This is a genomic window from Bradyrhizobium sp. SRS-191 (assembly GCF_024586915.1).
In the GTDB taxonomy this organism is placed as follows: domain Bacteria; phylum Pseudomonadota; class Alphaproteobacteria; order Rhizobiales; family Xanthobacteraceae; genus Bradyrhizobium.
In genome coordinates this window covers 61,767-84,474 of sequence record NZ_JANBVS010000027.1, presented here as the reverse complement: position 1 = coordinate 84,474, position 22,708 = coordinate 61,767, and the positions used below count along the sequence as shown (strand labels likewise).

General features: G+C 63.5%; 16 protein-coding genes. 8 read left to right on the top strand and 8 right to left on the bottom strand.

Annotated features, from left to right (window positions below; translation table 11 throughout):
- Positions 1-4 precede the first annotated feature (4 nt).
- The 4 genes from NLR35_RS31760 to NLR35_RS31745 form a co-directional block, all read right to left on the bottom strand.
- Positions 5-613: an SIS domain-containing protein gene (locus tag NLR35_RS31760; protein WP_035640025.1), complete on the bottom strand. Its 609-nt coding sequence runs from the start codon at positions 611-613 to the stop codon at positions 5-7.
- Positions 610-1,548 (bottom strand): NAD(P)-dependent oxidoreductase, encoded by a 939-nt coding sequence (locus tag NLR35_RS31755; RefSeq protein ID WP_257170486.1) that lies wholly within the window; start codon positions 1,546-1,548, stop codon positions 610-612. Before NLR35_RS31755 ends, NLR35_RS31760 begins: the two co-directional genes overlap by 4 nt.
- A gap of 108 nt (positions 1,549-1,656) precedes the next feature.
- A complete protein-coding gene (locus NLR35_RS31750) occupies positions 1,657-2,379 on the bottom strand; it encodes a nucleotidyltransferase family protein (RefSeq protein ID WP_257170485.1) in 723 nt (240 codons plus the stop codon).
- 9 nt (positions 2,380-2,388) lie between these two features.
- On the bottom strand, positions 2,389-3,894 hold the full coding sequence (locus tag NLR35_RS31745; RefSeq protein WP_257170484.1) for a PfkB family carbohydrate kinase: 1,506 nt from the start codon (positions 3,892-3,894) through the stop codon (positions 2,389-2,391).
- A gap of 626 nt (positions 3,895-4,520) precedes the next feature.
- Here NLR35_RS31745 and NLR35_RS31740 point away from each other — a divergent pair.
- On the top strand, positions 4,521-5,453 hold the full coding sequence (locus NLR35_RS31740) for a hypothetical protein (RefSeq protein ID WP_257170483.1): 933 nt from the start codon (positions 4,521-4,523) through the stop codon (positions 5,451-5,453).
- A 28-nt stretch (positions 5,454-5,481) separates the two neighbouring features.
- On the opposite strand, the gene NLR35_RS31735 is transcribed toward NLR35_RS31740, so the two are convergent.
- From NLR35_RS31735 to NLR35_RS31725, 3 genes are all read right to left on the bottom strand, one after another.
- Positions 5,482-6,702, bottom strand: coding sequence for a hypothetical protein (locus tag NLR35_RS31735; protein ID WP_257170482.1), 1,221 nt, complete (start codon positions 6,700-6,702; stop codon positions 5,482-5,484).
- Positions 6,703-6,748: 46 nt separating this feature from the next.
- A complete protein-coding gene (locus NLR35_RS31730) occupies positions 6,749-7,885 on the bottom strand; it encodes a hydrolase (protein ID WP_257170481.1) in 1,137 nt (378 codons plus the stop codon).
- A 68-nt stretch (positions 7,886-7,953) separates the two neighbouring features.
- Entirely contained in the window at positions 7,954-9,456 is a 1,503-nt protein-coding gene (locus NLR35_RS31725; protein ID WP_257170480.1) for an MBOAT family protein, read from the bottom strand.
- A gap of 644 nt (positions 9,457-10,100) precedes the next feature.
- Between NLR35_RS31725 and NLR35_RS31720 the strand changes: the two genes are divergently transcribed.
- The 3 genes from NLR35_RS31720 to asnB all read left to right on the top strand — a co-directional run bounded on the left by NLR35_RS31720 (position 10,101) and on the right by asnB (position 15,488).
- Positions 10,101-11,159, top strand: a complete 1,059-nt coding sequence (locus NLR35_RS31720; protein ID WP_257170479.1) for a hypothetical protein — start codon at positions 10,101-10,103, stop codon at positions 11,157-11,159.
- A gap of 367 nt (positions 11,160-11,526) precedes the next feature.
- Positions 11,527-13,482 carry a TIGR04372 family glycosyltransferase gene (locus tag NLR35_RS31715; RefSeq protein ID WP_257170478.1) on the top strand — a complete coding sequence of 652 codons (1,956 nt, stop codon included), beginning with the start codon at positions 11,527-11,529 and terminating at the stop codon, positions 13,480-13,482.
- A 35-nt stretch (positions 13,483-13,517) separates the two neighbouring features.
- Positions 13,518-15,488 carry an asparagine synthase (glutamine-hydrolyzing) gene (gene asnB, locus NLR35_RS31710; RefSeq protein ID WP_257170497.1) on the top strand — a complete coding sequence of 657 codons (1,971 nt, stop codon included), beginning with the start codon at positions 13,518-13,520 and terminating at the stop codon, positions 15,486-15,488.
- Here asnB and NLR35_RS31705 read toward each other — a convergent pair whose 3' ends face one another.
- Complete coding sequence (locus tag NLR35_RS31705; RefSeq protein WP_257170477.1) at positions 15,489-16,451, bottom strand: lysylphosphatidylglycerol synthase transmembrane domain-containing protein; 963 nt, start codon at positions 16,449-16,451, stop codon at positions 15,489-15,491.
- A 212-nt stretch (positions 16,452-16,663) separates the two neighbouring features.
- On the opposite strand from NLR35_RS31705, the gene NLR35_RS31700 reads away from it, so the two are divergent.
- The 4 genes from NLR35_RS31700 to NLR35_RS31685 all read left to right on the top strand — a co-directional run bounded on the left by NLR35_RS31700 (position 16,664) and on the right by NLR35_RS31685 (position 22,691).
- Positions 16,664-17,947 (top strand): nucleotide sugar dehydrogenase, encoded by a 1,284-nt coding sequence (locus NLR35_RS31700; RefSeq protein ID WP_257170476.1) that lies wholly within the window; start codon positions 16,664-16,666, stop codon positions 17,945-17,947.
- A gap of 10 nt (positions 17,948-17,957) precedes the next feature.
- Positions 17,958-18,974 carry an NAD-dependent epimerase gene (locus tag NLR35_RS31695; RefSeq protein ID WP_257170475.1) on the top strand — a complete coding sequence of 339 codons (1,017 nt, stop codon included), beginning with the start codon at positions 17,958-17,960 and terminating at the stop codon, positions 18,972-18,974.
- Positions 18,975-18,986: 12 nt separating this feature from the next.
- Positions 18,987-20,399, top strand: coding sequence for a mannose-1-phosphate guanylyltransferase/mannose-6-phosphate isomerase (locus NLR35_RS31690; protein ID WP_257170474.1), 1,413 nt, complete (start codon positions 18,987-18,989; stop codon positions 20,397-20,399).
- A 69-nt stretch (positions 20,400-20,468) separates the two neighbouring features.
- Entirely contained in the window at positions 20,469-22,691 is a 2,223-nt protein-coding gene (locus NLR35_RS31685; protein ID WP_257170473.1) for a tetratricopeptide repeat protein, read from the top strand.
- Positions 22,692-22,708 lie beyond the last annotated feature (17 nt).

Sequence of the window (22,708 nt, the reverse complement as noted above, 5' to 3'; positions counted from 1 at the left end):
TCCGTCAGACCTCGCGCGTCGTGATGATGTCGCCACGCTGGGCGTACAGCCATTGCATGATCATGTGGCCGATGACCATCTGCGCGTCCTCGGCGATCTGCATGTCGTCAACAGCGAAATGGATCGGCACGTCGGCGAGCGCCTTGGCCTTGCCGCCGGTGAAACCGAGCACGGCATAGCTGGTCATGCCGATCTTCTTGCCCTCTTCGAGCGCCTTCAGGATGTTCGGCGAGTTGCCGGAGCCGGAGAAGGTGATCAGCACGTCGCCCTTGCGCGCGAGCACCGCGAGTTGCAGCGAGAACACCTGGTCATAGCCTTCGTCATTGGCGAGGCAGGTGATGACCGACGGATTCGACGACAGCGAATGGACGCGCAGGCCCGAGCCCGGCGTTTTCGACAGCGCGTAGAGGAAGTCGTTGGCGAGGTGGTTGGCGTTGCCGCCGCTGCCGCCATTGCCGCAGAAGAACACCTGCCGGCCGGTCTGCCAGCAGTCGCGCAGATCGTAGGCGAGCTTCTCGACAGGGGCCCAGTCGAAATCCTTCAGCACGGTGCTGAAGCGGCTGGTGTAGTCGGCGAACAGGCTGCCGGGGGTCTTGAAGGCCAGGACGTTCATTTCACGACCTCCTTCTCCATCCATTTCAGATTGTACCAGCGGTCCTCGTTCTTGAGCTGGCCTTGCGAGTACATGCCGATGATTTCCTTGATCGCGTCCTCCACCGTCTTCTTCGGGCGGAAGCCGGTCGCCAGCAGGCGATCGGAGTTGACGCGATAGCTGCGCGGATCGTTCGAGGGCGTCACGATGACCTCGGCCGGCACGTGCTTGGTGACCAGATTGGCAATGTCGAGGATCGAGATGTTCTCGAAGCCCGCATTGTAGACGCCGGTGTGTTCGGGATGATCGAGCAGGAAGAGATAGAGATCGGTGATGTCGTCGATGTGGATGTTCGGCCGGGTCTGGTCGCCGCCGAACACCGTGATGCGGCCGTTCATCAGCGCCTGCATCGTCAGCATGTTGACGGAGACGTCGAGCCGCTGGCGCGGGGAGTAGCCGCAGACGGTCGCGGGGCGCACGATCTGCACCACCATGTCGTCCTTGTAGGACAGCACGATGCGCTCGCCGCACATCTTGGTCTTGTTGTACTCGGAAATCGGCAGCAGCTCGAGATCCTCGGTGACCTGCTCCTCTTCCTTGACGCCGTAGACGCTGCCGGAGGAGGCGTAGATGAAGCGCTTGATGCCGTGGCGATAGGCGCGATCGGCGAGCTGCATCGTCGCGAGGCAGGAGATCTCCCAGGTCAGCTTCGGATCGAGATCGCCGCAGGGATCATTGGCGACGCTGGAGAGATGGATGATCGCATCGACGCCCGTCAGGTCGATCGCATCGGGATTGCGCACGTCGCCCTGAACCACCGTGAGATCCGGATGGGGATCGAGGAAGTTGCCGAACCACATGATGTCGAATGCAACGACCTTGTGGCCGGCCTTCAGGAGCTTCGGCACGAGCACACTGCCCTTGTAGCCGCACGCTCCGGTCACGAATATCTTCATCTGAGCAATCCCCGTGGCTCGCCTGTCGTGTCGCCGGCTGGCGCGTCGCGCGCACCTTTATACAAATTGGCTGGGGAAGGCGACCGGCCTGGCGGCGAAAGCCGCCCGTCAAACGTCCCCGCCACGGCGCGGTTCGTGATTAAACTCCAAATGGGCTCGGCGCAAGCTTTCCGGGTTGCCGATATCCCGATGATAACCGCTGGTTTCAACGCACAAAATGCGTCCGATATAGTTGGGGATGATTTCGGTGGAGAGATCGACGATAGGTTTTCCCAGCGCCGCGATGTCGCTGATGACGGCGGGGTCGAACACGTAGACCGCGCCATTGGCGAGGTTCCCGGGCGGATTCTTGACCTTCTCGTGGAAGGCGATCACCCTGTGCTGAGCATCCAGCTCGAGAATCCCGCACGAGCTCGGATCGTCGGTCCGGAATGCGAGCATCGTCATGATGCAGCCGTCAGGCCGGCTCTGATGGGCGGCAAGCAGCCCCTTCACGTCGAAATCTGTCAAATTGTCTGCATGGGCCACCATGAACGGCTGGTCGCCGAACCAGGCCCGGTTGGCGAGCACGGTGCCGCCGGTGCCGAGCAGTTCATCTTCGTGAACGAGATCGATCCGGTCGCGCCAGCGCGACTGCGCGACGTGAGCCACGACCTGTTCGGCCAGCCAGTGCGTGTTCAACAGCGCCCGCTCGATGCCTCCCTCGAACACGAGGTCGAGCCAGTAGTCCAGCAGGGGCCGGTCGTGCACACGCACCAGGCATTTCGGCGTCGTATTGGTCAGCGGACGCAGCCGGCTTCCGATCCCGGCCGCGAGCAGAAGGGCACGCATGGCGGCATCCTATTCGTGGCTGAAGCCGGTTTCGTCGATCTCCCGTACGAGCTCCGCCGTCGTCAACGGCAGGTTGCCGACGCGGGAGACCTGGAGGGCCGCCGCCAGCGAGCCGAGATAGGAGGCCTGCCAGATGTCGGCCCCCGCACGCAGTCCCATCGAACAGGCCATGAAGAAGCTGTCGCCTGCGCCGGAAACGTCCTTCGGCGAGGGATTGAACGCGGGCAGGCGGTCGGAGGTGAAGGTGCCGTCGGCCATGGTGTTGATCAGCGCGCCCTCGGCGCCGAGCGTGATCACAAGGTTCTTCGTGCGGGCCCGTTCGACCAGCCGTTCGCTGATGACGGCGAGGCCCGAGGTGAAGTCGTTCAGCGCGACGCGCGCCTCGCGTTCGGTCGGCGTCAGCAGGGTCATGCCCTTGAAGCGGGAGACGTCGCCGGTCTGCGAAGAGACCTGGCTGTCGGCCGCCATCATCACGCCCTGGGAGCGGGCGCGATCGGCGATCGCATCGACCAGATCCTGCGGCAGGCAGCCATAGTTGAAGCAGGAGAACAGCAGGAGATCGCAGGTCTTCAAGGCGCGCTCGACCGAGGTCAGCATCTGCCGCTGCAGGTCGGCGTCGGAGGCGTGCTGGCGCAGATGGTTGACACGCAGCAGCGTCTTGTTCAGCGCGCGAAAACGCTGTTTGCGCGTGGTCGGCCGGCTCTGGTCGGTGAAGGCGTTGAAGTTGACGCCGTGCTGCTCCAGCGTGTTGCGCGCGAACCGCGCCGCCTCGTCGTCGCCCACGAGGGTGAAGAACTTCACGTCGGCGCCGAGGCCGTGCGCATGCGCCGCAACCGCCCCCGCGCCGCCGACGAAGGTGCGGGTCATCAGCGGGGTCACGACGATGGTCGGATCCTCCTGGGACATGCCGACGGCATCGCAAGTGACATATTCGTCGATGATGAGGTCGCCGATCACGGCCACCCGCATGCCGTTGAGCTTGCCGAGCAGGCCCTTCAGGTTCGAGATCTCGAAGCCGTGACGCTTGGGAAACTCCAGCGGTTTCCGCACCGTCGAAATGTCGATATTGGCGTCGCGCTCCAGCAGCGACAACGATGCGAAGCGCAGCTCGCCGGACGAGAAGATCAGCCGACCGCCATAGGCGTCCACGGCGGTCTGCTCCGGGTTGGCGCGGTCCTCGAACTCTTTGCCCTTGACGACCACCGTCGGCTTCAGATGCGAGATGAAATCGGAGGCGGAGGTGTCTAAACGCACAGCATGGTGCACAAAGGCGATGGACCGCACATTCTCCAGCCGCATGTCCTGCGCCAGGGTCACGCCCGGCGTGGAATCCGGGTTGACGCCGACCACAAGCACGTCGGCCTGCTCGGCGGCGAACTTCAAAAGCCGCAAGTGTCCGGGATGCACGACGTTGAAGTTGCCCGACACGAATGCAATCGTCTGCCCGGATTCACAGGATGCGCGGATCGCCTGGCAGGCCAGATCCATACGCGCCGTATCACTCACCTGGTCCAAGGAATTCGCCTCCGGCTCGCTCGTGCTGAGGTGCTGCGCTCTGTCAGTGCGCTGGCTGATTGATCGAATCGCGGACGCAGAAGCGCAAGGACGGCTTGTGGCTTCGGCTTCGGAAAACCGGCTTCGACATCTCTGGCTTCAATCGTCGTCGTTGATTTCATTATGAAAAGTCAATGCATTCTCATGATCGGTTCAGAGGAACGCAGTGCTTTCCGTGTTTTCAGGCTACCTCTTTATCAGGTGTGCGCAGCAGCACAAACCCTTCTGAGCTGTACTGTGCGCCTGGAACTTGAATGCTGTGCATGGCGTCGGGGTCGCGTCTCATCACGGCCGTTCCGAACCGGTGCAGGGGACGCCGTGATAGTTGCGATCTGCATCACGCGGGCCTCTCGTCCTGCACGAAATCCCGGCCTGCCGGGGTGGCTTGAGTTCAGTGCTGCTAGTCTGTATCGCTCGCCCGGCGACACGGGTGCAGTGGCGGCTAGCGGCCAAGACTTGAGAGACGAACCATGCTGAGACGGGCCGAGTGGATGCCCGAAAGTGCGGCAATGAACGGAGCTCTGCGCAAATACGTCGTGGTGGTCGGAAGCTGCGTTCTTGGTGTGCTGACGCTTGCGGCCGTGTTCATGTTCATCTTCGATGCACGGACGCTGCCCGACTATTTCTCTCAGATCGAGCGGTCGGGAGACCCTGGCTGGTATCGGAATTTCGGCGGCCAGCACATCCCGCAGATCCAGGATCAGGACATCTTCTACAGCAACATCGGGTCGTCGATTGCCTCCGCCAAGGCTGCGGACGTGGTGTTTCTCGGACCCTCATTCGTGAGCTATGCGATCGACCGTTCGACGTTGCAAGCATCGGACCAACTCAGTCGTCTCAAGCTCTACAACATGGCCTTCGTCGGAATTCGCGGCGGTGAGTTCTCACGCCGCGTGATCGCCCGCTGGGATGTTCGCCCGCCGCTCTGGGTCATCAATGTCGACGATCAATTCGCGCATTTCTTCAGCAACGATCTGAACGTGACGCTGGGGCCTCAAAAGGTGCCGGTGGCGGCTGTGTCCCGCGACCGGCTGCGCGGCTACCTCACGGTCATCGGCCGTAATCTGCGCTGGCGCCTCGAAGACCTCGTTGCGACGGCTCGAACCGGGCAGTTCTCGGATACTGGCCTCTATCGCAGTGTCTCGAACGGTGACATGGCGCTTGACGTCAATCCCGGCTACGTGGCGACCACCAACAAGCCGATGCGGTCCGAGCGCGATCAGGCTTGTGACACCACTGCCGAGACCGTCAACTATGCCAGGGCTTTCTTGAAGGAGATCGGCGGCAGGGCCGTTTTCATGCTGGTTCCGCACAGCCAGTCCTGCCGGCGCCAGGCCGAGCAATTGGCGAAGGCGCTCGATGTGGAACTGATCGCGCCGCCGTTCGACGGGCTGACGACCCTCGATGGTGGTGGGCATCTCGACAAGCAGGGCGCGGAAAAGTTCACGCGCTATCTTGCGGCCGAACTCGTCAAGACGCGCGCTTTCAGGGACGCTTTGTCGTCGCGAATGAGCAAGTGAGATCGACTGTTGGACTCGCCGACGCGTCTCAGTGATAGAGATCGAACTGCTCACCCTTCGAGCGCTCGAGGTCAGTCGCCAGTGTGTTGCGATCGATCTTCGGGAAGAACTTGGCGAACTCAGGCCGGGCGAGCAGTGCGAGATAGGTCTTGAGCATTCCTCGTTCCGAGGGATGCGCGGGATCGAAGAAGTTGCCATCATCCTGAGAAATCTGGGTGCGGCTCATGTCGAAGAACGAGACGCCCAGCGTCGAAAACCGCTCGACGGTCGGCTTGCTTCGGAGCTCGCGCCACAGCCCCGAATACGGCCAATACGCTTCGTCCGTATCGAGGAACGCGGCGGCACTTTCCACCAGGGGATACTGGATGGCGATCACCGCGAAGCCGCGTTCGCGCGCCAGCCTAGACAGCCGCTCGATCTCGCCCAACTGTCGCTCGCTGAGATGAGGAGCGCCCGGGAACGATGACGTCACATATTGAGCCCCGCGCGACAAGGTTTCCGCTGCAATGGCACGATAGGGCGGAGCCACCATGACCGAGCCGTCCTTGCGGAAGCCGAACTTCCCGCGAATCGCTTCCGTTCCGATCAGCCGGTTGTTGTCCACCTGTTCGAACTGGGGAGTCTTGACCGTGGAGAGCAATGCATTCGCGTCCATGCCTGTCCGCATGGCGAAGTCGGCGACGTCGTGCAGCTTCCGTCGATGCGAGTCGATACCCTGGCTGAAGTCCATCGTGCGCTGTTTCTGCCAGGCCTCGGCGAGGAAATCGCCGAACAGGAAATAATCCAGCGCCACGATGACCACGCGCGGCTTGGAAACCGTCGTCGCGCGGTCGATGAAGTCGACCACGTGGGTGAGCGGCCAAGCCGTCAGGCAGGCATTGTAGGCCACATACGGCCTGAACATCTGCTCGCGTGCCTGGCCGCAGCGCGAACTGCCGACCAGCAACACCTCGGGTTGGACCTGCTTGATGCGCTCGAGCTTGTAAGGCGCATAATCCTTGAAGCCGCCGAGCCAGAGGAGGCGATCGTTGCCGGACTGCTCCGCCGCGATGATGGATAGCGGAACGGTCGCTCCCAGACGCCATCCGACCCATTCAAGAACAGCGAGCAGAGGCACGAAAACGGCAGCAAATAGCGCTAGCAAGATCGCAACATACCGCGTCACGGCTTCATACCCACTCGATGGTATTCCTAAGCTTATGGATGCAACGGGTCTTTCCACAACTCGTGCCTCCTGCTCGTCGTACACTCCGTAGCAGCCGGTAGGCAAGCGCGCCCGACGAATAGTCAAGGTCTCATTGGCCGGCGAGCCCTGCAAGATCAAGTTCGATGCGGGCAGGGTCTATTCTCGGAAACTCCGCCCGGAAATCGGGGGCGTTCAGCAGATGCAGCATCACCCTTGCGGCTCCGGCTTCGGCGAGGTGATAGGCGTCGACAAAGCTGGAACTCTCGTCCGTCATCGCCAAGCGCCCGAGATCGAACAATGGAATTCCGAGGTCGTGCAGCCAGCTTCTGGTCTCGTTGGACGCAAACTCGCGCCAAGCGCCAAAACCGAGGGGCCCATGCTGCTCGCGATCGAGCAGCTGAACGCCGGCGCGAATGAACGGCAACTGAACCCCGATGAGCGCGATGCCGCGCGATCTTGCCATCTCCGCGATCCGCGCAATCGGCTGCTTCAGTCTGGATGACAGGCCGGGCGCGCGGGGCAGGGTCTGGGCCAGCGTCTCCGCATTCATGAAGCGCGAGCGCGCGTCGGAAACGTGACCGGCCGAGTAGACATAGGAGCCGTCACTGCGGAATCCTTCCTGATGGACGATGGATTGGGGACCCACAAAGGTGCTGGGAGTACGCAGATAGTCGCGGAACGCCTCCGGATGACGTGTCGCGGTCCGCGCGAAATCCAGAAGGCTCCCCCTCAGGTAAGTAAGGGAATGATCGTAATGCATCCGTCGGGTCGTCGCGAACCATTCTTCCCACCGATCAGCGAAGAGAAAATGATCCAGCGAAAGGATCGCAACACGTGGACGCAGCCGTTGGGTGGCGCGGTCGAACAGGTCGGCCAACTGCGACGTGGTCCAGGCTGTGAACGAGAGATTGTAGAAGCGGTAGGGTGCAAATAGCGACGCGCGAAAGGCCCCGGCGCGCGAGCTGCTGATCCAGACGATTTCGGGATTTTCCTGCTCAAGCCTCGCCAGCTTGAACGCTGCATTGTAGCGCAGATCGAAGGGGAGCACGATCTGGTCCGGATTGTCCCGTTGCGAATCGGCGAGATCCTCCAGCCGAGCCGCCGCGCCGAACGGACGGGCCAAGCGGAAGAGCCCGACTGGCAGCAGGTAGCCGGCAAGGGCAGCCGTTGCCAGCACCGACATGACGTAGCGCCGTGTCGGATTCGTCGGCCGCGACGATTTTGGCGACTGCTGCTGATCATTCATGCGACTGCCGTTCGGACCCTTGCGCAGCGAGGCCAGGCGACCCCTCGCTGGACATCGACGGTGGTCGATCAGAACTGGAAATACAGGAACTGGGAGGTGTCACCGGCGATGATGTTCATGAGCACGGCCGCAACAAGTGCCACCGACGTGCCAATCGCCCAGGTGAGGGATGGTCGCCATTTGAAGCCCAGAATGCTCCACGGACGCGGATTGTGATAGGTCTCCAGTCCAACCTTCCATTGCTCGAACATGGCGTTGACGTTGGGGAGCACGAGGCAGGCGGCGTAGCCGGCGGCAATCGCGATCATCACGCGAGGATCGACCAGATTGGTCATCGTGATCTTCTCGGGCGAGGACAGCCCGATCATGCCCTTGATCAGCCGGACGGCCGCGTTCGGATTGTCGGCGCGGAAGAACACCCAGGCGAGAACGACGGCCAACTGGGTCAACAGCAGCGCTGCCACAGCGTACCAGACGGTTCCGGTGTGACGGGACAGCGCCGGGTGTTTCTCAACGAACTTGCTCCAGCGATGGTTCATGATCAGGAACAGCCCATGGAGGGCGCCCCAGATGATGAATGTGAAGCCGGCCCCGTGCCACAGGCCGCCGAGCAGCATCGTGGTGAACAGGTTGGCGTTTCGCCGGTGCTCGCCATGACGGTTGCCGCCGAGCGGGATGTAGAGATAGTCGCGCAGGAACCGCGACAGCGAAATGTGCCAGCGCCGCCAGAATTCGACGATGCTTTGCGATTTATAGGGGGAATCGAAGTTGAACGGCAGCTTGATCCCGAACATGATCGAAATGCCGATCGCCATGTCCGAGTAGCCGGAGAAGTCGAAATAGATCTGGAGCGAATAGGCGAGGGCGCCCCCCCAGGCATCGATGAGATGAAGATGGCTGGAATTGGCGGCCTGGAACACAGGATTTGCCACCATTCCGAAGCCGTCGGCGATGAACGACTTCTTGAACAAGCCGATGGTCAGAATGGTGAGGCCGATCGCTACGTTCTCGATCGAGATCTTTCGGCTGTCCTCCGAGCCGAACTGCGGCATCATCTCGCGGTGATGAAGGATGGGTCCGGCGACCAGATGCGGAAAATAGGTGACGAACAGGCCGTATTTGACGAAGCTCCGTTCGCTGGAATAGCCGCCATAGACGTCGGCGAGATAGGCGATCTGCGTGAATGTAAAGAACGAGATGCCGAGCGGCAGCACGATCGCCAGCGCAGGGTATTTCGATGCGGTCAGCGCATTGAGGATCTGAATGCCGAAATTCGTGTACTTGTAGAACGCCAGCGCGCCGAGATTGAGCGTGATTGCGGCCGCGAACAATCCGCTTCGCGCCTTGCCGTTCTGTCCGGCGATCAAAAGGCCCATCGTGTAATTGAAGACGATGGAGACGAGAATGATCGGAACGAAGTGAATGTCCCAATAGCCGTAGAAGGTGAGCGAGGCCGCGGCCAGCCAGCTCAAGCGAGCCGCCGGCGAAGCCACGAACCGCGCCAACAGGAAGTACCCGGCGAAGGTCACCGGCAGGAACAAGAACAGAAACTCAAACTGCGTGAAGAGCATAACAAAGTTTCTTGATGTTGCCCCGGGTGAGGTTGCTTTACCAACGATTGTGCGGCGTGCCAAGTTGGGCAGTGCGGCGTTCGTCCCGATTTTCAGGGGATGATTCCGTCGCACAAGATGGACACTGCAATCCACGACCCCTCAATTGGGCAGCGCAGCGGAGGCTTTTCTGCACGGAATTCTTCTGTTATGGCAAGCCGGGGCCGAGCGGCCGCACTCGCGAGGGCCCATTGCGCACCCGTTCATGCAGTCTCTCCAGATTTCGACGCGCGGCTCTTTCCATGCACATTCCCACCAGGAGCCACGGATGTGATCAGGTCCGCTCTCTCGGGTTGCGTCTGTTGATTGCTTCTTCGAGCGGGGCCGCTATGGTCATAGATGCCGGGAACGGCGCGACCGGCTTCAGCGATGATTTGTGAAATGTCTTACAGAGGGCTCCTCGTCGAGCGCGAGCCCGGCGACGGCGCGTCTCGCCGAGAAGCCGCTATTCCCAATGGGCTGGCGCGCCGCGATGTGAGCCGCGGTGCACGGGGGTCTGACGTCCTCTTTCATCGCTGTCATACTCCCCGGCGACAGCTCGAGCGAACGCCAATCAGCGATGACAATCGGCCCATCAATGCAGACGCTCAAGTGAGATCTATGTCATGTCGACAGTGGCCAGGCCAGCGCAGCTGATGTCTGAGGCGGTCATCTTCAAACGTTACGTTGCCCTGGTCGCGATCTTTGGTCTCGCGGTTGTCGTGGCTTTGTCGTTCTGCCTCTCGCTGCTTTCGTTCGACGGTTGGAAATTCGGTGATGCCCTCATGCAGATTCCGCGTCAGGGAAACCCGAGCTGGTATCGCGATTTCGGCGGCCGCAATATTCCGCAGATTCAGGATCAGGACATCTTCTACAGCAATCTCGGAGGGACGGTCGATGCAGCCAGGCAGGCTGACATCGTCTTTCTGGGGCCATCCTTCGTCAGCTACGCTCTTGATCGACAGACACTCCAGGAGTCGCCGGCAATCGGCGGATTAAACATCTTCAACATGGCTTTCGTTGGCGTGCGCGGTGGTGAGTTTTCCCGCCAGGTCATCAAGCGCTGGAGCATCCGTCCGCGCCTGTGGGTGATCAACGCCGACGATCAGTTCGTCCATTTCTTCAGCAATGATCTGAATGTCACGCTCGGGCCAGAGAAGCAGCTGATCGCTGCTGCCCAGCGCAATCGGCTCCGCGGCTATCTCACGGTCCTGGGGAGAAATCTGCACTGGCGCATCGAGGACGCGATCGCTGCTTACCGGACCGGTCAGTTCTCGCCGTCGGGCCTCTACCGCAATGTAGTCAATGGAGACATGGGTTTGGACGCCAACCCCGGTTATGTCGCTTTGGGCAACAGGCCCATGTTGTCGGCCCGCGATCCCGATTGCCACACGAACCAGGCGGTGATCGATTATGCCAAAGCCTTCGTTGGTGAGGTCGGAGGCGAAGTCTTGCTCACACTGGTCCCGCATAGCCAGTCTTGTGTCCAGCAGGCGGCAGAGCTCGCCAAGGCGCTCAATGTCGAGCTGATCGCGCCGCCGTTTAACGGCCTCACGACCATCGACGGTGGCGGACATCTCGACCAGCAAGGCGCGAAGAAGTTTACGAGCTATCTTGTCCGCGAGATCGTCAATACCTCTGCCTTCAAGCGAGCATTTCAGGCTGGCCCACGCGAGAGCAAATGACGTCATCCTCATCGAGACCCAGGCGACGGAGTGGTTCACGGTTGCTCCCATAGGCGCTCTGCCTGCGTGTGGTGTCCTGAATTAATTTCCTGGCGCGGTTCGCTGATATTCATCTCCATGTTCGGCTTGGCTTGTTTGTAGCACCTCTGTTATAGCTGAGAGCGACAGGATAGGTTCAACCTTGGCTGGCGTCGGCGGCGCTGTTTGCGTGGTCGAGCAACGGTCGCTCCGGACTGGCGACTGCCAGCTCCTTTTGAGAGCGGCTCTTGGAACGCCCGTCGCGGGCGACTTGCAATATCGGCCGCGTCAGCGCTGCCTTGAGCCGGATGTGGGGAGTCGGGAGCCCAGGTGTGTGGAACTTGGTGGCATGAAACTGCAGAGGCAAAGGTCGTTACGCTTTGGTCGTCGGCGTTTGATTTATTTGGCCTTCGTCGTCGTTGGAGCGTTTCTCAATCTATTGCCGCGACGCCTGGTGTTTCTTGCGCTGGTGGTCTCCGGTGCCATGAAGCTTCCCGTCCAGCGGCGGCTCTGTCAGGCGTATTTTCCATACGTGACCTCGTACCTTGCTGCACAGCCCGAGTTTCGTTTCTCGAGCGCTCTCAGCCGACACTTCCCTGACGCTTCGATCCAGGTCTTGTGCGGCATCGGCGCCTATGGCGAAGTGATCGAGAACGTCGGCAGCGGTACTTTGGAGGCAAGGACTGCAGAGTCCCGATATGCGCTCGTTCGATCGCGATTTGAACTGGGCGAGTTTGCAGAAGCGCGTGATGCTGCAGCGGGGGCGAAGGCGGAAGAGCTGGAAAGGTTGGTCGACCTCGCTTTCCACAAGGCGATGGTCGACGTGATCGGCGGGGATGAGGCCGGGGCACTCGATGCAATGTTCTGGGCCTGCCGCGGCAGTTTGCAGTTCTTCCGGCCTCACCAGAATATTGCGGCCCGGCATCTACCTCGATACGTCCCGAACAGCCTCGACGTCCTCTGTGGCACGCCCGGACGGCTGTTCGACTTGTGCAATTTCGCCGGACAGCGCGTAACGCACGTCGGCCGCGGCGAGATCGGAGTTCGGCTGTATCAGCGGGCGTTGGATGCGCAGCAGGAGCTTCGGACGTCACTGCCCGAGGTTTCTCATGAATTGAGGAAACTACTCGACGGGCTGGGCGTGTCCTTGAATGCGTTGCGGCTCATTCCGGAGGAATGGGTGACGCAGATCGGCCATCTGGGGATGCTCGACATCTTGTTTCGCATGCGTGAGCTGGGCTGGTGGTCGGGCGAAGCCGTGATCGTTGTCCGTCCCGGATTGGTTGCCAACGACATCTTCTTCAAGCTCTTTGACCGTCTCGCCAAGGTTGTGGTGATCGGCGAGACCGTGACGGAGCGGCTGGGCGAAGAATTGCTGTCGTTGCAGCGCTGGTGCGGCATGAATTTCAACGCATTCCGGCTGCCCGACGGCAAGGTCGTTCCCTGGCAGGATGCGGGGGCCATGGCCTTCGATCAATGGGAGCGCGAAGGCAGGGGACACCCGTTATGCGTCGCGTATGATCGGACATCGATGGCCGCAGCGGCGCGCTTCGAGCAGTTGCGCTCCGCCTTCGGCATGAAGCCGGGCGACTGGTATGTCTGCCTGCATACGCGCGACGCAGCGCATTATTTCGAGTTCATGGGGACGGGCCAGACTCATCGCAATGCGCCGATCGAGACGTTGCTGGATGCCATTCGCCTGATCACGTCCCGCGGCGGCTGGGTGATCAAGCTCGGCGGGCCGAACTCGCCGAAATTGCCGCCGATGACGCGGACGATCGACTATGCGCTGAGCGAGTTCAGGTCCGATCTGATGGACATCCATTTGATCCGGCATGCCCGCGCATTCATCGGGACGACGTCCGGACTGACGAATGTCGCTGTCAGCTTTGGCATCCCTTGTGCGATCGTCAATGCGATCACGACCGACGCCCAATTGTGGAACAAGAACGTTCGGTTCGCTCTCAAGCCGGTACGGCTCGCCGGCGGAACCATGCTGACGCAGCGCCAGCTGACGAGCACGCCTTGGCGCTGGCGGGTGTTCGATGCCGCCGTGCTTGGCCGCAGCGGGGCGCGGCCGGAGAACAATTCGGCGGAGGATATCCTGCACACGGTCGATGAGGTGCTGGCGATCGCCGATGGCCGGACGGCCGAATTCGATGCCGCTCATGATGCCGAGAGAGTCCTCTCGCTATGGAGGCGGGCGCTCTCATTACCCTATTATTACGGGACGAGCCGGCCGAGCCTCGGCTTTCTCGCGCGGCACGAGAAGGAATTTCTCCTCGAAGCGGCGAGCGAGGGCTGAGCGATGCGGCGTCGCGCAGCATCTGGGAGCACGTCATGTGCGGCATAGCCGGTCTGATGCGACCTGGGGGAGCCGATGAGAGCGGCTTGTCAGGCACCGTCGCGCGGATGACCGCGGCACTGGCGCATCGGGGCCCGGACGCGTCGGGGATCTGGACGCGTGCTGATGCCGGGGTTGCCTTCGGCCAGCGCCGTCTTGCGATTCTCGACCTGTCCGAAGCGGGCGCGCAGCCGATGCACAGCGCCTGCGGCCGTTACACGATCACGTTCAACGGCGAGATCTACAATCATCTCGACATTCGCGCCGAACTCGAAGCCGCCGGCGCGGCGCCGAACTGGCGAGGGCATTCCGATACGGAAACGCTGCTGGCCGCGATCAGGCAATGGGGCGTCGCACCGGCGCTGCAGCGCTCGATCGGAATGTTCGCCTTCGCGCTGTGGGACGCCGAAGTCCGGCAATTGGTTCTGGCGCGCGACCGCTTCGGCGAGAAGCCCGTGTACTACGGCTGGAGCGGGGCCGACCTGGTGTTCGGCTCCGAGCTGAAGGCGCTCGCGGCCCATCCGGCATGGGCGCCCTCGCTCGATCGCGCCGCGCTCACCGCGTTCATGCGCTACTCCTACGTGCCCGCGCCGGCCACCATCTGGAGCGGGATCCGCAAATTGCCGCCGGCCTCGTTCGTGAGCTTCGCCGCCGACGCAGCGCCGCGGAGCGCGGCTGTGCCCCAGTCCTATTGGTCGCTGCGCGACCGTGTCGTCGCAGCGCAGAGCGCCCGCATAGGCAATGAGACGGAGGCGGTCGCGCGCCTGGAACAGCTGCTGTCGGTGGCCGTCAAGCGGCAGTGCCTGTCGGATGTGCCGCTCGGCGCGTTCCTCTCCGGTGGCGTCGATTCCTCGACCATCGTTGCGCTGATGCAGGCGCAGATGAGCCAGCCGGTGCGGACGTTCAGCATCGGCTTTGCCGAGGGCGGCTACAACGAGGCTGAGGACGCGCGCCGGGTCGCGCAGCATCTCGGCACCGATCATATCGAGCTCTATGTCGATGCGCAGACCGCCATGGATGTCATTCCAAAGCTGCCGCGCATCTACGATGAGCCATTCGCGGACTCCTCGCAGATCCCCACGCATCTGGTGGCCCAGCTGGCGCGCCGGCATGTCACCGTCGCGCTGTCGGGCGACGCCGGCGACGAGTTGTTCGGCGGCTACAACCGTCATGTCTGGGGTGGCGCGCTGCAGGCGCGGCTGGGGCGCGTGCCGATGCCGCTGCGGCGGGCTGTCGGTGCGGTGCTCGGGGCGATCGCGCCGGAGCCGGCCGATACGATCCTCCAGCTGCTGCAGCCGGTGCTGCCGACCCGATTGAAAGTACGGCATGCCGGCGACCAGGTCGCCAAGCTCGGCCGCATTCTGGCGGCCGACGGCTTCGATGGCCTCTATCGCACGCTGTGCTCGATCGACCAGGATCCGCTTCGCACGGTCATCGGCGGCGAGGAGACTATGAGTTGGGCCGGCGCGGAGATGCAGCAATTGCGCACGCAGCTCGATCCGCTCGATCGCATGACGCTGGCAGATTCGTTCAGCTATCTCAGCGACGATATCCTGCAGAAGGTCGATCGGGCGGCCATGGCGGTGGCGCTGGAGACGCGTGTGCCTTTCCTCGACAAGGACGTCGTCGAGTTCTCGACCACCGTGCCAGCCAACATGAAGGTGCGCGATGGACGCGGCAAATGGCTGGTGCGGCAGGTGCTGTATCGCCACGTGCCTGCCGAGATGATCGACCGGCCGAAGACCGGCTTCAGCATTCCGCTCGATGCCTGGTTGCGCGGGCCGCTGAGAGCATGGGCCGCGGATCTGCTGTCACCGGCGCGGCTGAAGCGGCAGGGCCTGTTCGATGCGGCGCGTGTCAGCCGCATGTTCGACGAGCATCTGAGCCGTCGCCACAATCATTCCTATTGGCTGTGGAACGTGCTGATGGCCGAAGCCTGGCACGACGAATGGGCAGGGGCCCGGTAATCAGTCCTCGACCGTCGCCGGAACGGTCATGTCGCCCTTGCCCTTCTCGGCGCTGAGGATCCAGACCAGGCCGCCCATGCCGCCGACGATGAAATACACGGCGCCGAACAGGATCGAGACCACGGTGCCGTCGGCGGGCGCCAGCCCGGCATAGCCGAATGCCACCATCATCGTCGCCTCGCGCACGCCCCAGCCGGCAATCGAGATTGGCAGCATCGTGATCAGCATGATCGGCGGCGTCAGCAGGAATAATTGCTCGAACGCGGCCGGGGCCGCGATCGAGCGCACAGCGCACCAGGCGATCACGACGGCGAGCACGTGAATCGAGAGCGACAGCACGGCGATCTTGGCGGCGGTGGTTCGGCCGAAGATCACCTTGTTCGCAATCACGGAGCACGCGTAGACGTGCCGCGTCGGCCACCAGGCCTTCATCCATTTGGCCGGCAGATAGCCCATCACGAGAAAGCCGACGCCGGCCGCCAGCGCGGCCATATCGACCAGCACCAGCGCCAATCGCCCGTGCTCGTCGGCGATCATGCCATAGCTCCACGGCAGGCTCGCGACGATGATCAGCGCCAGCGCAATGAAGCCGACGGCGCGGTCGGTCAGGATCGAGTAGCTCGCCGCGCGCCAGCCGGCGCCGGTGCGGCCGATCAGCCACAATCTGACGGCATCGCCGCCGATCGAGGAGGGCAGGGTCTGGTTGAAGAACGCGCCGATCATGTTGTAGCGGAACGCCGTGAGATCGGTCAGCGGTGCCCCGCACAGCGCGGAAATCTCGCGCCAGCGCAGCGCCCCGATGAAGATCTGCAGCAGCGTGATGGCGACCGCCAGCGCGATCCAGGCGATGTTGATCTGGCTGAGCCGTTCGCGGATGGCCGCAAAGTTGATCCCGCGCAGCGCCAGATACAGCAGGGCGAGCGACACCACGATCCGGAGGAGGAGAATCAAAAACGCACGCATGCGAGGGCCGGCTTCGCTCTTGGTTGAGAGGTCCCAGACTTGAGAGGTCCCAAGCCGAGTGCGAGACGCGCAACTCCCCGTCCTGGCAGGACCGGACCTCGGGCGGGTCCCGGCCGACGCGACGGCCGACCCCTTGCGGTCCTGATGCCCCGGTGGCTAAACAGTCGCAGGGGTGGCGTCAATGGCCTCCGAAACGACCGGAATATCAATTTATGTCTCATGGCCGGAAGATTGCGGTAATAGGCCTTGGCTATGTCGGCCTGCCGGTCGCTGCAGCGTTTGCGCGCGCGGGCTGCCCGATCATCGGATTCGACATCGATGCCGGCCGGGTGGCCGAGCTCAGGGAGGGGCGCGACCGCACTTGTGAGGTCGATACGGCCGATCTCCGGCGCCCGGGACTGCGCTTTACCAGCGATCCGGGCGAGATGGCCGCCGCCGATTTCTTCATCGTCACCGTCCCGACACCGATCGACAGCGCACGCCGGCCTGACCTCAGCGCCATGCTGGCGGCCACGCGCACGGTCGGTGCGGTGCTGAAGCGCGGCGACATCGTGGTCTATGAGTCGACCGTCTATCCGGGCGCAGTCGAGGAAGACTGCGTTCCGCTGCTGGAGAGCTGCTCCGGGCTGACGGCCGGCGCCGATTTCAACGTCGGCTATTCGCCGGAGCGCATCAATCCCGGCGACAAGACGCATCGCTTCGAGACCATCACCAAGGTGGTATCGGCACAGAATCCGGCAACGCTTCGGGTCGTGGCCGACGTCTACGGCTCGGTGGTCACGGCCGGCATCCATCGCGCGCCCTCGATAAAGGTGGCCGAGGCCGCCAAGGTGATCGAGAACACCCAGCGCGATCTCAACATTGCCTTCATGAACGAGCTGTCGCTGATCTTCCAGGCGCTGGAGATCGACACCGGCGACGTGCTCGCGGCCGCCGCGACCAAGTGGAACTTCCTGCCGTTCACGCCGGGCCTCGTCGGCGGCCACTGTATCGGCGTCGATCCCTATTACCTCACCTATCGCGCCGAGAAGGCCGGCTATCATCCGCAAGTGATCCTGGCGGGCCGCCGCATCAATGACGAGATGGGCCGGCGCATCGCGCGCGAATGCATCCGCGGGCTGTTGAAGCGGAGAGGACGCAGCGGCGTCGTCACGATCCTCGGCATGACCTTCAAGGAGAACGTGCCGGACATCCGCAATTCCAGGGTGATCGACATCATCAGCGAATTGCAGTCGTTCGGCGTCGAGGTGCAGGTCGCCGACCCCCTGGCGGATGCCGCGGCCGTGCACGAGGAGTACGGCATCGGCCTGACGGCACTGGAGGCCCTGCGTCCGGCTGACGCCGTCGTGCTCGCCGTGTCACACGAGCAGTTCCTCGCCGGCGGCTGGCCTCTCGTTCAAGGCCTGCTGCGCGAGGAGAGCGGTCTCGTGCTCGACGTGAAGATGAAGCTCGACCGCGCGAGCAAACCCGGCGCCATCGAGCTGTGGCGGCCCTGACGGAGCGACCATGGCAGACGATCCTATCCTCGTGACCGGCGCGGCCGGGTTCATCGGCTTCCATCTGACGCAGCGGCTGCTCGCCGAAGGACGCCAGGTGATCGGCATCGACAACATCAATGCCTACTACGATCCGAAGCTGAAGGACGCGCGTCTCGAGATCCTGAAGACGCAGCCCGGCTTCACCTTTCACAAGCTCGACCTGGTCGATCGCGCCGGCATCAAGTCGTTGTTTGCTCAGCATCGCTTTCCCGTCGCGGTGCATCTCGCCGCCCAGGCCGGCGTACGCTACTCGCTGGAAAATCCGCACGCTTACGTCGATGCCAATCTGGAAGGCTTCATCAACGTGCTCGAGGGCTGCCGGCACCACGGCTGCGGGCATCTGCTGTTCGCCTCGTCCTCGTCGGTCTACGGCGCCAACACCAAGCTGCCTTTCTCGGTCAAGGACAACGTCGATCATCCGATCAGTCTCTATGCAGCCAGCAAGAAGGCCAATGAGCTGATGGCGCATTCCTACAGCCACCTGTACCGGCTGCCGGCGACTGGCCTGCGCTTCTTCACCGTCTACGGCCCGTGGGGCCGGCCCGACATGGCGATGTTCATCTTCGCCAACGCCATCCTCGCCGGGCAGCCCGTCCGGCTGTTCAATCACGGCCGGATGCGGCGCGATTTTACCTATGTCGACGATATCGTGCAGGCGATTGTTCGTTTGATCGGCCGTCCGCCACAAGGAAACCCGGATTGGGACGGAAACAAGCCGGATCCCTCGAGCAGCCGGGCGCCCTGGCGAATTTACAATATCGGCAACAATCACCCCGAACAGCTGATGGACGTGATAGCGCTGCTGGAGAAGGAGTTCGGGCGGCCGGCGATCAAGGAGATGCTGCCGATGCAGCCCGGAGACGTCGAGGCGACCTATGCCGATGTCAGCGATCTCGAGCGCGACATCGGCTTCCGGCCGGCGACGTCGATCGCGGACGGCATCGGCCGGTTCGCAAAATGGTATCGCGACTATCATCGGATTTGACGGATTGATTTCATGACCGGACGCATCATTCCTCTCATCATGTGCGGCGGCGCCGGGACCCGGCTGTGGCCGGCATCTCGGGAAGTCCGGCCCAAGCAGTTCCTGCCGCTGTTCGGCACCCGCTCGACCTTCCAGGACACGCTGCTGCGTGTCTCCGATGCCGGCCTGTTTGCTCGGCCGATCATCATCACCAATGCCGCCTACCGCTTCATGGTTCTGGAGCAACTGGCCGAGATCGGCATCGAGGCCGACGTGCTGCTCGAACCCATGCGGCGCGACTCCGGTCCGGCGATCGCCGCCGGTGCGGCCTTTGCGCAGTCGCGTGACCCGGAGGCGGTCGTGCTGGCCCTGGCCGCCGACCACGTCGTGCGCGATACCGCGGCCTTCCTGGCGGCGTGCCGAGCCGGGCTTGCGGCCGCAGAGGCCGGCCGCATCGTCACCTTCGGCGTCAATCCGGAGCGTGCGGCGACCGAGTATGGCTATATCAGCCCGGGCGCGGCGGTATCCGGAGAGGTGCGGTCGGTCGCGAAATTCGTCGAGAAGCCGGACCAGCCGACCGCCGAGCGCTACATCCGCGAGGGCTATCTCTGGAACAGCGGTAACTTTATGTTCCGCGCCTCCGTCCTGCTCGACGAATACCGCAAGTTCGATACCGGCAGCGTGCAGGCGGTGACCGACGCGGTCGCCAAGGCCGGCCGCGACCTCAGCTTCATCATCCTGGATGCGGACGCCTTTGCCGCCGCCAAGCCGATCTCGATCGACTATGCGGTCATGGAGAAGACCGAGCGCGCCGCCGTGGCGCCGGTCTCCTGCGGCTGGTCCGATGTCGGCTCCTGGCACGCGGTCTGGGAGCTGTCCGACAAGGACGGGCAGGGCAATGCCGCGCGGGGCACTGCCGTGTTCGAGGATTCCCGCAATTGCAACGTCGTCACCGACAAGGCGCTGGTCGCGCTGGAGGGCGTCGATGATCTCGTGGTCGTGGCCGCGCAGGACGCCGTCCTGGTGTCGCGCCAGCGTGATGCCAACGGGCTGAAGCGGCTGGTCGCCAAGCTCAAGACCGTCGCGCCGGAGGTCACCGAGGCGCACATCAAGGTGCATCGCCCCTGGGGCAGCTATCAGTCGGTCGACAATGGCGAGCGCCACCAGGTCAAGCGCATCATCGTCAAGCCCGGCCAGCGGCTGTCGCTCCAGAAGCACTATCACCGCTCCGAGCATTGGATCGTGGTGCGCGGCGCCGCGCGGGTCACCGTCAATGAGACGGTGAAGACCGTGCACGAGAACGAATCGATCTACATCCCGATGGGCGCGGTTCACCGGCTGGAGAACCCCGGCAAGATCCTGCTCGAATTGATCGAGGTCCAGACGGGCTCCTATCTCGGCGAGGACGACATCATCCGCATCGAGGACGATTACCGCCGCGAGTAGGGCGGCACGCTCCCCGCGAATCACGCGAGCCGTGCTAGATAGCCCCGGACGTCCGCCGGAGAGCTTTCCTTGTCGAGCACGATCGGATCGCGCGCGTTCCAGAATGCGCGCCTGCAGAAGAAGAACCGCAAGCAGGCCGACGGCCTGCTGCCGAAGGCCGTCGAAGCCTATCGGGCGGGCCGGCATGCGGATGCCCAGGCGATCTGCGGGCAGGTGCTGGGCCTGGTGCCCGATCATTTCGAGGCCTTGCACCTGCTCGGCGCCTCTGCGCTCGACAGCGGCCGGTTCGATCTCGCCGAGCAGGCGCTGACGCGCGCCATTGCCGTCGAGCCGCGCAACGCCGAAGCCCTCGCCAATCTCGGTCTCGTGCTGGCCAGCCTGAAGCGCTACGAGGAAGCGCGCGCGGCGCAGGAGCGCGCCGTCGCGCTGAAGCCGGCCTTCGCGACCGCGTGGACCGGCCTCGGCAATACGCTGATGAACATGCAGCTGTTCGAGCAGGCGGTCGCGGCGCATGACCGGGCCATCGCCGTCAGGCCCGACTATGCCGACGCCTATTGCAACCGGGGCATGGCGCTGCTGCTGATGCAGCGCAACGAGGAGGCCCGCCAGAGCTTCGATCGCGCGCTGGGGCTGGCGCCCCGCCACATGCAGGCGACCTTCGGCAAGGGTCTCGTCAGCATCAATCTGCGGCATTTCGATCAGGCGCTCGCGGCCTTCAACGCGGCGCTCGCCATCAAGCCGGGGGCGGCCGCCGTCATCGCGCAGCGTGGCCGGCTCTACGTCCAGATGGCCCGGTTCGACGAGGCGGAGGCCGATTTCGAGGCTGCCCTTTCGACCGATCCGCGGCTCGAAGCCGCGCTGCTCGGCAAGGCGCATGTCGGCGTGCTCACCGACCGGATCGCGCCGGCGATGCTCGCCTGCAAGCGCGTGCTGGAGACCAATCCGTCGTCGGAGGTCGCGCTGCTCTGGCTCGGCGCCTGCCTCGCCCGGCAGGGCGACACCGCCACCGCGATCCAGCATTTCGAGCGCGCGCTCGAAATCAAGCCGGATTTCGAGGATGCCATTCTGAAGAAGATCTTCGCGCTCGACTTTTATCCCGGGGCCGACGTGGCCGCGCACCAGGCGGTCCGGCGCGAGTGGTGGGACCGGATCGGCGTGCACATCCCAAGGTGTGAGCTCACGGCGATCGATCGTGATCCCGAGCGCCGGATCACGGTCGGCTACGTCTCGTCCGACTTCCGCAGCCATTCGGCGGCTCTGACCTTCCTGCCGGTGCTGCGCCATCACGATCACCAGGCGTTCAAGGTGATCTGCTACTCGGGCTCGCCGCTGGTGGATGCCGTGACCGAGCAGTGCAAGGCCGCCTCCGATGGCTGGGTCGATGCCTGGCAATTGTCGGATGAGGAGCTGGTCGCGCGCATCCGGTCGGATCAGGTCGACATTCTGGTCGATCTCTCCGGGCATTCGGCCGGCAACCGCCTCACCCTGTTCGCCCGCAAGCCCGCGCCGATCCAGGTCACCGCGTGGGGCAATGCGACCGGCACCGGGCTGCCGACCATCGATTACTTCTTCGCCGATCCGGTCACGGTGCCCCAGGCCGTCCGGCCGCTGTTTGCGGAAGAGGTGTACGATCTGCCGGCCCTGATCACGACGGATCCGCTGCCGGATGCGCAGCCGACGCCGCTGCCGATGCTGCAGAATGGCTACGTCACGTTCGGTGTCTTCAACCGCGTCGACAAGATCTCCGATCCGGTGCTCGGCGTCTGGTCCGCCTTGCTGCGGGCGCTGCCTGATGCGCGGATCGTGGTCAAGAATGGCGCGCTCGACGACAGCTTCTTGCGCGATGGGCTGATTGCGCGGTTCGCGGCCCATGGCATCGCGGAGCACCGGCTCACCTGTCTCGGCTCGTCGATGCGGCATGAGCACATCGCCGCCTTCGCCCAGATCGATATCTCGCTCGATCCCTTCCCGCAGAACGGCGGCGTAAGCACCTGGGAATCGCTGCAGGCCGGCGTGCCCGTCGTGGCCAAGCTCGGCAACAGCTCGGCCTCGCGCGCGGGCGGCGCCATCGTCAAGGCGGTCGGCCTCGACGACTGGGTGGCCGAGGACGACGACGGCTACATCGCGATTGCCGTGAGGCACGCTGCCGACCCCGCTGCCCTGGCGCAACTGAGGGCCGAGCTGCCGGCCCGCGTGGCGAGCTCACCGGCCGGCAATGTCGTGGCTTACACGCGCAAGGTCGAGGAAGGCTACCGCACGTTCTGGCGGCGCTATTGCGCGACTGGGGCTTGAGCCCGGCCGGCCACATG

Coding starts and splice junctions, on each gene's coding strand:
- NLR35_RS31760 (WP_035640025.1), bottom strand. CDS start 613: ATGAACGTCCTGGCCTTCAAGACCCCCGGCAGCCTGTTCGCCGACTAC.
- NLR35_RS31755 (WP_257170486.1), bottom strand. CDS start 1,548: ATGAAGATATTCGTGACCGGAGCGTGCGGCTACAAGGGCAGTGTGCTC.
- NLR35_RS31750 (WP_257170485.1), bottom strand. CDS start 2,379: ATGCGTGCCCTTCTGCTCGCGGCCGGGATCGGAAGCCGGCTGCGTCCG.
- NLR35_RS31740 (WP_257170483.1), top strand. CDS start 4,521: ATGTTCATCTTCGATGCACGGACGCTGCCCGACTATTTCTCTCAGATC.
- NLR35_RS31730 (WP_257170481.1), bottom strand. CDS start 7,885: ATGAATGATCAGCAGCAGTCGCCAAAATCGTCGCGGCCGACGAATCCG.
- NLR35_RS31725 (WP_257170480.1), bottom strand. CDS start 9,456: ATGCTCTTCACGCAGTTTGAGTTTCTGTTCTTGTTCCTGCCGGTGACC.
- NLR35_RS31720 (WP_257170479.1), top strand. CDS start 10,101: ATGTCGACAGTGGCCAGGCCAGCGCAGCTGATGTCTGAGGCGGTCATC.
- NLR35_RS31715 (WP_257170478.1), top strand. CDS start 11,527: ATGAAACTGCAGAGGCAAAGGTCGTTACGCTTTGGTCGTCGGCGTTTG.
- asnB (WP_257170497.1), top strand. CDS start 13,518: ATGTGCGGCATAGCCGGTCTGATGCGACCTGGGGGAGCCGATGAGAGC.
- NLR35_RS31705 (WP_257170477.1), bottom strand. CDS start 16,451: ATGCGTGCGTTTTTGATTCTCCTCCTCCGGATCGTGGTGTCGCTCGCC.
- NLR35_RS31700 (WP_257170476.1), top strand. CDS start 16,664: ATGTCTCATGGCCGGAAGATTGCGGTAATAGGCCTTGGCTATGTCGGC.
- NLR35_RS31695 (WP_257170475.1), top strand. CDS start 17,958: ATGGCAGACGATCCTATCCTCGTGACCGGCGCGGCCGGGTTCATCGGC.
- NLR35_RS31690 (WP_257170474.1), top strand. CDS start 18,987: ATGACCGGACGCATCATTCCTCTCATCATGTGCGGCGGCGCCGGGACC.